The organism is Marinobacter sp. OP 3.4, assembly GCF_036224885.1.
Lineage (GTDB): Bacteria > Pseudomonadota > Gammaproteobacteria > Pseudomonadales > Oleiphilaceae > Marinobacter.
Genome location: NZ_JAVVLT010000034.1, coordinates 1 through 10,475 on the forward strand (window position 1 = coordinate 1; position 10,475 = coordinate 10,475).

General features: G+C 62.2%; 7 protein-coding genes. 4 read left to right on the top strand and 3 right to left on the bottom strand.

The features are described from left to right. Nucleotides 1-95: 95 nt before the first annotated feature. Together RO069_RS06840 and RO069_RS06845 are read left to right on the top strand one after the other, a co-directional pair. Entirely contained in the window at nt 96-1,946 is a 1,851-nt protein-coding gene (locus tag RO069_RS06840) for an LTA synthase family protein (RefSeq protein WP_328186226.1), read from the top strand. Continuing rightward, nucleotides 1,943-3,739, top strand: coding sequence for a glycerophosphodiester phosphodiesterase (locus RO069_RS06845; protein ID WP_328186228.1), 1,797 nt, complete (start codon nt 1,943-1,945; stop codon nt 3,737-3,739). Before RO069_RS06840 ends, RO069_RS06845 begins: the two co-directional genes overlap by 4 nt. A gap of 25 nt (nt 3,740-3,764) precedes the next feature. Here RO069_RS06845 and RO069_RS06850 read toward each other — a convergent pair whose 3' ends face one another. Both RO069_RS06850 and RO069_RS06855 read right to left on the bottom strand, forming a co-directional pair. Further along, the gene (locus RO069_RS06850) at nt 3,765-4,592 is read right to left on the bottom strand and encodes a hypothetical protein (protein WP_328186230.1); all 828 of its coding nucleotides are present in this window, start codon (nt 4,590-4,592) and stop codon (nt 3,765-3,767) included. Nucleotides 4,593-4,756: 164 nt separating this feature from the next. Then, nucleotides 4,757-5,527, bottom strand: a complete 771-nt coding sequence (locus RO069_RS06855; protein ID WP_328186232.1) for a ferredoxin--NADP reductase — start codon at nt 5,525-5,527, stop codon at nt 4,757-4,759. A gap of 129 nt (nt 5,528-5,656) precedes the next feature. Here RO069_RS06855 and RO069_RS06860 point away from each other — a divergent pair, with 129 nt between their 5' ends. Beyond that, nucleotides 5,657-6,538, top strand: a complete 882-nt coding sequence (locus RO069_RS06860) for a LysR family transcriptional regulator (RefSeq protein WP_328186233.1) — start codon at nt 5,657-5,659, stop codon at nt 6,536-6,538. A 409-nt stretch (nt 6,539-6,947) separates the two neighbouring features. Here RO069_RS06860 and RO069_RS06865 read toward each other — a convergent pair whose 3' ends face one another. Further along, nucleotides 6,948-7,565, bottom strand: a complete 618-nt coding sequence (locus tag RO069_RS06865; RefSeq protein WP_328186235.1) for a tRNA-(ms[2]io[6]A)-hydroxylase — start codon at nt 7,563-7,565, stop codon at nt 6,948-6,950. Nucleotides 7,566-7,758: 193 nt separating this feature from the next. Between RO069_RS06865 and acnB the strand changes: the two genes are divergently transcribed. Further along, on the top strand, nt 7,759-10,353 hold the full coding sequence (gene acnB / locus RO069_RS06870) for a bifunctional aconitate hydratase 2/2-methylisocitrate dehydratase (RefSeq protein ID WP_328186236.1): 2,595 nt from the start codon (nt 7,759-7,761) through the stop codon (nt 10,351-10,353). Nucleotides 10,354-10,475: the final 122 nt, after the last annotated feature.

Consider the following 10,475-nt stretch of genomic DNA (forward strand, 5'->3'; position numbering starts at 1 on the left):
CGCAACGCGGCTATCAAGGCCCTCAGTGGCTCCCGAAGGGCGCGACGCTGAGGCTAACGAATTACCCGGACGGGACACTAGTATGGGAGTCTGATATGTCGGTTTACAGGGCCCTCCAGGATCAGCGCCTGGGTATGACATTGCTGATGGCATTCACCTGGCTGCTGCTGGTTCGGGTCTGCTTTCTCCTGGACAGCGGCGTGCTGCCCGAGGCAGGCCGCATGCTGCTGAGCGACCTGGCCGGGGCGGCCATACTCACAGGGCTGCTGATGCTGGCCCGCACCACCCTGCTCAGGGTCTTCCTGGTGATTGGCCTCGGCTGCCTGCTGATGGCCTCGGCCATGCACCTGTCGGCCCACGGCACCTACCCTCGCCTGGCCATGATCAGCAAAAGCGCTGATCCGGTTTTCCTGGTGTCCTCGGTGCTCAATCCGCAACTGCTGTTGTTACCGGTCTACATTGGCCTTGCCTGGCTGCTGGTCCGGAGCTACCGGTGGCTGGTACCGAGCCCGCCACCCCGTGCCACCTCTGCCGCGGTACTGGTCGTCGTTACCACCCTGATCTATCTGGCCGCCTCCCACAGCCTGACCACGGCCCGGAACAACCCGGTCGCCAGCCTGCTGGCCCAGATCCCGGGCGCCATCCTGGCACCGGCCGGCTCTCAGGTGGGCAAGGAGGTAGCGAAGGACGCCACGATCGGCGAGGACGACGATTATTTCCAGGCCGATATGGCCCAACCGGACGTCGACAATCCCCCCAATGTCCTGCTGATCATGGTGGAAGGTCTGTCGGCCGCCTATTTCCCCTCCATCAGCGAGTACCACGACCTGACGCCGGCCATTTCACTGGAAAAGCTGGAGCGCGCCCTCAACCGCAAGGGCTTCCGCCTGTACCGCAACGCACTCAGCATGGAACGGCAGACGGACCGGGGCACCTTCGCCATCCTGTGCGGCCGGTATCCGGATTTCCAGCGTCTGTCCACCAAAATGGCAGACGTTGCTGACGCCAAAGCCTTTCCCGTCTGTATGCCCGAAGCATTGCGCTCTCGGGGATACACCACCGCCTATTGGCAGGCGGCTCCGCTGGAATATATGAGCAAGGACCGTTTCATGCCCCGCGCCGGCTTTAGTCGGGTCACCGGTGCCGCCGCCTTCGCCACCGGGAACGGGGAACAGGAAGGCTGGGGACCACCGGACCCGGTCTATTTTGCCGATATCGCAACGCGTCTCCGGAAACTTGACCAGGACGAATCCCGGTGGCTGGTGACCCTGCTGAACGTGGGCACGCACCACCCATTTGATACCGGTGGTGAAATCGCGGGCGACGATAAGGACAACACACCACTGCCAACCGATCCCCAGGAAGCCCGCCGCAATGCCATGCAGGTCATGGAGCAGACACTGATCGGGTTCCTGGACGACATGGAACAGTCCGGGGTGCTCGATAATACCCTGGTGGTGCTCACCTCCGACGAATCCGGCGGCTTCGTGCGCCAGGACCGGACGGTCTTTCCCCTTGACGGCAACACCGGCGTACTGGCGATCCGAGCCCCCCAACCCGACCAGTTGCAGGACTATGCCGACCGTGATCGTATCGTGGCACAACTGGATATCCCGCTGACCATCCTGGACGCGACCGGAGCCGGCGAACCGCCCACTCCCATGACCGGTCGCAGCCTGCTGAGCCAGGACAGGCTGGAGGAACGGGAACTGATGCTGGCAGACACCTACACCGGCATGAAATTCTTCCTGCGGGAATCCGGTCAGTTGCTTGCCTGTACCGAAAGCCTGGTGCGCTGCGAGACCTGGCGCTTCACGCCGGGGCGCCTGTTCGGCTCCCTGTCGCCCTCGGATCAGCCCCCCTTCCTGACCCTGGAACAACGGCTGCGGCTGTTCGACGAGGCCGCCAAACTTCCCACCGATCCGCCCGACGATAGCCGGCCATGAGACTGGTCACTGATACACTCGGTATCCTGCGACGGCACCGGCGCAGCCTGTTGCTGTACCACCTGTTCTTCACCGGCTTCACCCTGGCCGTGCTTGCACCGGCGATGGGCACCCTGTTCTCTGTCCTGGAGCCGGTAACCGGCCAGGGAGCCATCAGTACCGGCGGCATGGCGGCTTTCCTGTTATCCGCCGGTGGCCTGGTGTGGATGGTGCTCACCCTGACCGCCGTCATGGCCGCCCTGGCCCTGGAACAGGCCGGCATGACCGTGATTGCCTCCTCGGTGGACAGGGCCGGCGAATATCGCCTGGCCCTCGCTGCACTCTGGCTGGTGGCCCGACGATCCGGTCGCCTGCTCTGGCTGACCCTGCTCCAGGTCGTGGGACACCTGGTGGTCGCCCTGCCATTTATGCTGGTCATCGCTGTCGCATGGTGGATCCTGCTATCCGGGTACGAGGCCTATTTCATCAACATCACCCGACCGGTGGAACTCTGGTGGTTCCTCGGTATCGCCGGCGCCGCAACGGCGGGTATGGTTTGCGGCAATGGCTGGCTGTTCCTGCGCTGGAGTCTGGCGGTGCCCATCGCCACCCTGGAACGGATCACCGCCCTGGATGCCATTTTGAGCAGCAGTCGGCGCATTCATGGCAGCAAACGCCAGTTGATGGTGCCGCTGATCATGGGCGGCGGCGTGCTGCTCGTACTGCCGTTGCTGTTTACCTACCTGTTCCAGGTGATGGGGGCGCCCTACCTGGCCCTCATGCCCGCCAGCCCACGGGCCTTGATCCCCGCCATCGCGGCTTATGTTGCCCTGTACCTCCTGCTGATGATTGCGGTGGCCTTTGCCCTGTCCGCCGGATACAGTCTGCTGATCTACCGCGTCTACCTGTCCACCAGTGGTCACTCCCGCCAGCACCATGTGCCTGCCCCGCCACGGAGCACCAGCGTCAGGGCCTGGCTGCTGGAAGCGGTACTGGTGGTTATCGTCGTTGTTCAGGCGGTACTGATCGTGGGGGCCTTTAGTGAGCATGACGACGTCACCGTCATCGCCCACCGGGGTAACGCGTTTGTCGCCCCCGAGAACACCGCCAGCGCCCTGGAAAGGGCCATTGCCGACGGTGCCGACCTGCTGGAGGTGGACGTCCGCATGACCGCGGATGGCAAACTGGTCCTGTGGCATGATGCGGACCTGGATCGCCTGGTCGGGCGACCTGAGCGCATTTCGGACCTGCAGTGGGAGGAACTCCGCACGCTGGACGCGGGGGCCTGGTTTTCACCCGACTATGCGGGCGAGCGGGTGCTGACGCTGACGCAGCTGATCGACCTGGCCCGTGGCCGGGCCAACCTGTTTCTCGACCTGAAGCCAGACCACAACAGCCGCGACCTGGCCCGACAGGTGGTGCGGGTACTCCGCCGGGAAGACGCCCTTGAAGGCACCGTTATCGCCGCCGCCGAACGCCACGTACTGAACGACGCCAGGGCGATGGAACCGTCCCTGCGAACCGCATTGCTGGCCCAGTTCGTCATCGGCCCCCTGCGCGAGGGGCAATTCGATATCCTGGGCCTGCGCCATAACCGGATTTCCACCGCAGCCGTGGCCCGGGCCAGACAACTGGACTACGAACTGCACGCCTGGACCGTCAACCAGCCGTCGGAAATGGCCAGGCTGATCGACATGGGGGTAGACGCCATCATCACCGACCGACCGGATGTACTCGCCCGGCTACTGGCCGAACGACAGCAACTGACGGATGCCGAGCGCCTGGCGGTCAAGCTGCGCAGCTGGTTGCGGTAACAGAGCCTCTGTCGTCAACGTTACGTCATGGGCCTGAGCTGCTCGGTTCACGATAGGTATCCACCCGGTTCAGCCAGCCGGGCAGCCACTGCTGCCGTTCGATAGCCCGCCCAGACAGCTCGGCACGCCGCGTCAGGACACGGGCCGCCGCCTGCCTGAACGCCGCCAGCGCGGTTTCCTGATCTGCCCTGTCATCGGGCATGGCTTCCAGCACCTGCAGCAGCCCCCAGCCAACCCCTTGGTACCGCTCTGATTCGGAGAGGCCCTCGCCCTTGAAATTGACATAGTCCACCAGGGCATAGACGCCCCCCGGCGTGGTGACCAGGGCATCAAGTTTACGGCATGTACTGTCAGGGTCGCCGGAAGCGGATATCACCTGTTCCAGGGCTTCCCGGGCCCGGGATACCAGGAAGGCGGCCTGGAAGGACTGGTGGCCAGCCAACCACTCCCGTAGCTCCCGGACACGCGGATCGTAATCCACCGCCTGCAGGAAGGTATCCCGATCAGGCCACGGTGCGCCCAACGATGCCTGGGAGACCAACCAGTCGGGCATGTCGACACCCTGCTGTACGCCATAGGTGACCAGCGAGGGGAAGCTCTCCTGGAAGGGCCCCTCCACCCCCATCGGATACCAGATGAAATGTCCGATACCGAGGGAGGGAAAGGCTTCTCCCCGGTTCCAGTGCACCAGGCAATCCTCGCGGGCACTGCATTCATTACGGAATATCTGGCCGGCAATCCACTCGAACGACGGTTCGGACAGGGACAGGGTGAGATCGGACTGCGCCCTGGCAGCGACTGCGTTCAGAGCGGTCACCAGCACCGTCAGGACCAATGGAAGTAATACGCGCAAAAGCCAACTCCTGTCAGTGACTGGTCAATGGCGGGCAGCCGTCAGGATGGGTGACTCACCGGCCTGTCGGCATCACGAGTGTAGTCGATGTCCACACCCGCAACGACCGCCCACAAAAAAACCCCGGGCGGTGCCGGGGTTCAAGGCGAGGGGCTTCAGAAGTCCTACTGTTCTACAAACGCCCGCTCGATGACGTAGTGGCCCAGGTCGCCCTGACGGGCCTCCTTGAAGCCCATGTCATCCAGGATTCGGCAGGTGTCCTTGAGCATGCTCGGACTGCCACAGACCATGAACCGGTCGTTCTCCAGGTCAAAGTCCTGCAGGCCAAGGTCGCTGGTGAGCTTGCCACTCTGCATGGCATCGGTCAGACGGCCCTGGTTGCGGAAATCCTCACGGGTAACCGTGGGGTAGTACAGCAGCTTGCCATCCACCATCTCACCGAAGTACTCGTTGTTGGGCAGGCCCTCGATCTCTTCCTGATACGCCAGTTCGGAGGCATAGCGGACACCGTGGGTGAGGATCACCTTGTCGAAGGCCTCATAGACTTCCGGGTCCTTGATGATGCTCATGAACGGGGCCAGGCCGGTGCCGGTGCTGATCAGCCACAGGTTCCTGCCCGGCAGCAGGTTATCCAGGATCAGGGTACCGGTGGGCTTGCGGCTCACCAGGATTTCATCGCCCACCTGGATCTTCTGAAGGCGGGAGGTCAGCGGACCGTCCTGTACCTTGATGGAGAAGAACTCCAGCTCTTCCTCATAATTGGCGCTGGCGATGCTGTAGGCGCGCATCAGCGGCTTGCCATCGGTTTCCAGACCAATCATGGTGAAGTGGCCGTTCTTGAACCGGAAGCCCGGATCACGGCTGGTGGTAAAGCTGAACAGCGTATCGTTCCAGTGCCGGACGCTGGTAACGGTCTCTACGTTCATCTTGCTCATAATGGATCGTCCACCTGAATCTCTGGGTTTCTTGCGAAACGGGGTAAATGCGATTGAGTGTATGTTACGCCAAAGGTAACCTATCGATGAAATGGGATATTTTCATAACGTTATTCGAGAAAACCGATTATGAAGTACACGTTCCGCCAACTTGAGGTTTTCCTGGCCGCCTCCCACTACCAGAACATCACCCGGGCGGCCGAGTCGCTGGCCATGTCCCAGTCCGCCGCCAGCAGCGCCCTGAAGGAGCTGGAGAACCAGTTCGACATCAAACTGTTCGACCGGGTCGGCAAACGACTGCAGCTTAATGAGCTGGGCCGCCTGTACCGCCCCAAAGTGGAAAGCGTGCTGGCCCAGGCCAACGAGCTGGAGCAAGCCTTCAGCAAACATACGGAGGTAGGCGCACTCAAGGTAGGGGCTACGCTGACCATTGGCAACTATCTGGCGGTGGGCGTGATGGCCCGCTATATGGACACGCCCACGAAACCCCGGGTGTCGCTGGAGGTAGCCAATACCAGCTCCATCGCCAGGCGGGTCATGGATTTCGAGCTGGATATTGGCCTCATTGAGGGGGAGTTGCAGGCCCCGGAGCTGGAGGTGATCCCCTGGCGCAACGATGAGCTGGTGATTTTCTGTTCACCGAAGCACCCCCTGGCCAACAAGCAGGGGCTCAACGACGAGGACCTGAAGTCCGCCACCTGGATCGCCCGGGAGCCCGGCTCCGGCACCCGTCAGACGTTCGAGCGGGGCATGCATGGTTTGCTGCCGGATCTGAATATCCTGCTGGAGCTGGAGCACACGGAGGCCATCAAGCGGGCGGTGGAGGCCAACCTGGGCATCGGCTGCCTGTCCCGGGTCTGCCTGCAGGACGCGTTCAACCGGGGGTCGCTGGTGCCCTTGAGGGCGGCGGCCCACCGGCGCTTTGACCGGCAGTTCTATTTCATCCTGCACCGGCAGAAGTATCGCAGTGCGGGGATTGATCGGTGGATGGAATTGTGTCGGGAGTTATAAACACCTGTTTTTTTTACGAGCGTTAACTCCATTGCCGGTAAAGAGGCTGGTTGGGGAGATTTTTCCAGACCCTGGAGCGCCAGGGATGGCGCGACGGAGCCCTACATGGACGTACTTGCGAGGCGTGTCTGGAAAAATTTCACCGACCAGCCTCTGCTTGCACCGGATCTACAGGCTACTGAACCAACAAGGGCACAGGACTTACGATCAGGTGCAAAGCCCGCAGGGCGATGCCATTTTCCGGGACACGCCCGGCAAGTACGTCCTTGGCCGATCTTTGCTCCTGCAAAATCGGCATTCCCGCCTTCCCTGGCGGTCATAGAGCTCGACGAGCGCCGTCCCTGGCGCTCCAGGGTCTGGAAAAGTGTTCCCGGCCCAGCTCTCCCATATCTGGGAGATATCTCCTGCTTTAGTTCGGAATCGGCCCACTATGAAACCGGAATTCCTCATCCGGCTCCTCGATCAACCGCTTCTCGATGGCCAGGAACTCCCCTACCCGCTCATCCACCGGCCCACCATTGGCCTGCTCCGCCAGCTTCAGGTAATCCCGGTAATGACGGGCCTCCGACTTCAGCAGGCCGTTGTAGAAATCCGCCAGGGTATCGTCCAGGTGCGGCGCCAGGGCCGCGAAACGCTCACAGGAGCGGGCCTCGATAATGGCGCCGACAATCAGCACATCCACCAGACGCCCCGGGTCCTCCGACCGCACCAGTTCCCGCAAACCCGCAGCATAGCGGGCCGGAGACAAATGGCCATAGGCGATCCCACGCTTCTTCATGATCGCCAGCACCTGCTCGAAATGCCGCAACTCCTCCCGCGCCAGCCGGGACATCTTATTGAGCAGATCGGTATTGTCCACATATCGGTACATCAGGCTCAATGCCGTGGACGCCGCCTTCTTCTCGCAATGGGCATGATCAATCAACATCAGGTCCGGATTGGCCAGGGCATTATCGATCCATTGGCGAGGTGTGGCACAGGGCAGAAAGCCATGGATCTCTTCAATGGCGGCGGTCAGATCAGTCATGGGTACAAGTCATTCGAGGTGGGTTAAGCGGGCGGAGTATACACCGTGACAACCAGTTACGACCAACGGCACCTTAACTTTGACACCCGATTCCTATAGAATGCAGCGCCGATTCGTGGCCTTTTCCACACAACACAACGCCCGCCAGCTCACGAGGCCCGCGCGGGTTCCCCAACTGATGAGGGTCGATATCGTGTTAGAAGCATACCGTGAACACGTTGCAGAGCGCGAAGCTCTGGGCATTCCCCCCAAGCCGCTGAATGCGGAGCAGACCGCTGAACTGGTGGAACTCCTGAAGAACCCGCCCAAGGGCGAGGAAGAGTTCCTGGTTTACCTGCTGGAAAACCGCATCCCGCCGGGCGTTGACGAAGCAGCCTACGTCAAGGCCGGTTTCCTGTCCGCCATTGCCAAGGGCGAGGCGACCAGCCCGCTGCTGAACAAGGAAAAGGCCGTGGAGCTGCTGGGCATGATGCAGGGCGGCTACAACATCGCCACCCTGGTCGAGCTGCTGGACAACGACGAGCTGGCCAAGCTGGCCGGCGAGAAGCTCAAGAAAACCCTGCTGATGTTCGACGCCTTCAACGACGTGAAGGAAAAGATGGACGCCGGCAATGCTGTCGCCAAAGAGGTGATCGAGTCCTGGGCCAACGCCGAGTGGTTCACCAGCAAGAAAAAGGTGCCCGAGAGCACCAAGATGATCGTTTTCAAGGTGACCGGTGAGACCAACACCGATGACCTGTCCCCGGCCCCGGATGCCTGGTCCCGCCCGGACATCCCGCTGCACGCCCGCGCTGCCTACAAGATGGAACGCGATGGCCTGAAGCCGGAAGAACCCGGCGTGACCGGCCCCATGAGCCAGATCGACGAGATCAAGAGCCAGGGCCTGCCGGTTGCCTTCGTGGGTGACGTGGTGGGTACCGGCTCCTCCCGTAAGTCCGCTACCAACTCGGTACTGTGGTTCTTTGGTGAAGACATTCCGGGCGTGCCCAACAAGCGTGCCGGCGGTGTCTGCATCGGCTCCAAGGTGGCCCCGATCTTCTTCAACACCATGGAAGACGCCGGCGCCCTGGTATTCGAAGCCCCGGTTGATGACCTGAACATGGGCGACGTCATCGAGATCCGCCCCTATGACGGCAAGATCCTGAACGAAGCCGGCGAGACCATTTCCGAGTTCAGCTTCAAGTCCGATGTCATCCTGGACGAAGTACAGGCTGGTGGCCGTATTCCGCTGATCATCGGTCGCGGCCTGACCACCAAGGCACGTGCTGCCCTGGGCCTGGGCCCCACCGACATCTTCCGTCTGCCCAGTGATCCGGAAGAAGGCACCAAGGGCTTCACCCTGGGCCAGAAGATGGTCGGCAAGGCCTGTGGCCTGGAAGAAGGCCAGGGCGTGCGCCCGGGTACCTACTGCGAGCCCCACATGACCACCGTCGGCTCCCAGGATACCACCGGCCCGATGACCCGGGACGAGCTGAAAGACCTGGCGTGCCTGGGCTTCCAGGCTGACCTGGTGATGCAGTCCTTCTGTCACACCGCCGCCTATCCGAAGCCGATTGACGTGGAAATGCAGCACACCCTGCCCGACTTCATCCGCACCCGTGGCGGTGTCTCCCTGCGTCCGGGCGACGGTATCATCCACTCCTGGCTGAACCGCATGCTGCTGCCGGACACCGTGGGTACCGGTGGTGACTCCCACACCCGTTTCCCCATGGGCATCTCCTTCCCGGCCGGTTCCGGTCTGGTGGCCTTCGCCGCCGCCACCGGCGTCATGCCGCTGGACATGCCGGAATCCGTCCTGGTGCGTTTCAAGGGCGAGATGCAGCCGGGTATCACCCTGCGTGACCTGGTACACGCCATCCCGCTGTACGGCATCAAGGAAGGCCTGCTGACCGTTGAGAAGAAAGGCAAGATCAACGAGTTCTCCGGTCGTATCCTGGAAATCGAAGGCCTGGAGCACCTGACCGTTGAGCAGGCGTTCGAACTGTCCGACGCTTCCGCCGAGCGCTCTGCGGCCGGTTGTACCATCAACCTGTCCGAAGAGTCCGTAGCCGAGTACCTGCGGTCCAACATCACCATGCTGCGCTGGATGATCGCCGAAGGCTATGGCGACCCCCGTACCCTGGAGCGTCGCGCCAAGCAGATGGAAGAGTGGCTGGACAACCCGAGCCTGATGCGCGCCGACAAGGACGCGGAATACGCCCACGTGGTCGAAATCGACCTGGCCGACATCAAGGAACCCATCGTCTGCTGCCCGAACGACCCGGACGACGCCAAGGTGCTGTCCGAAGTGGCCGGCGACAAGGTGGACGAGGTGTTCATCGGTTCCTGCATGACCAACATCGGTCACTTCCGCGCCGCCGGCAAGCTGCTTGAGCAGAACAAGGAGCCGCTGAAGACCCGCCTGTGGATGTCCCCGCCCACCAAGATGGACCAGCAGCAGCTGATGGACGAAGGCTACTTCAACACCTACGGCACCGCCGGTGTGCGCACCGAGATGCCGGGTTGCTCCCTGTGCATGGGTAACCAGGCACGGGTGGAAGCCAAGTCCACCGTGCTGTCCACCTCCACCCGTAACTTCCCCAACCGCCTGGGCGATGGCGCCAACGTGTACCTGACCTCCGCGGAACTGGCGGCGGTTGGCGCGGTGCTGGGTAAGCTGCCGTCACCGGCCGAGTACATGGAGTACGCCAAGGATCTGAACAGCATGTCGTCGGAGATCTACCGCTACATGAACTTCGATCAGATGGAAGAGTACTCCGAGAAGGCGAAGTCCGCAGACGTGGCCTGAGCCTGATCCCCCGCCTGGCGGGGCAAGGAAAAACGCCAGCCTCCGGGCTGGCGTTTTTTGTGCGCCACAATCGGGATAGGGGGGAGCCATAAGGCACCGCCCCTCCCACACCACCCGGCAAG

Coding starts and splice junctions, on each gene's coding strand:
- RO069_RS06840 (WP_328186226.1), top strand. CDS start 96: ATGTCGGTTTACAGGGCCCTCCAGGATCAGCGCCTGGGTATGACATTG.
- RO069_RS06845 (WP_328186228.1), top strand. CDS start 1,943: ATGAGACTGGTCACTGATACACTCGGTATCCTGCGACGGCACCGGCGC.
- RO069_RS06855 (WP_328186232.1), bottom strand. CDS start 5,527: ATGAGCAAGATGAACGTAGAGACCGTTACCAGCGTCCGGCACTGGAAC.
- RO069_RS06860 (WP_328186233.1), top strand. CDS start 5,657: ATGAAGTACACGTTCCGCCAACTTGAGGTTTTCCTGGCCGCCTCCCAC.
- RO069_RS06865 (WP_328186235.1), bottom strand. CDS start 7,565: ATGACTGATCTGACCGCCGCCATTGAAGAGATCCATGGCTTTCTGCCC.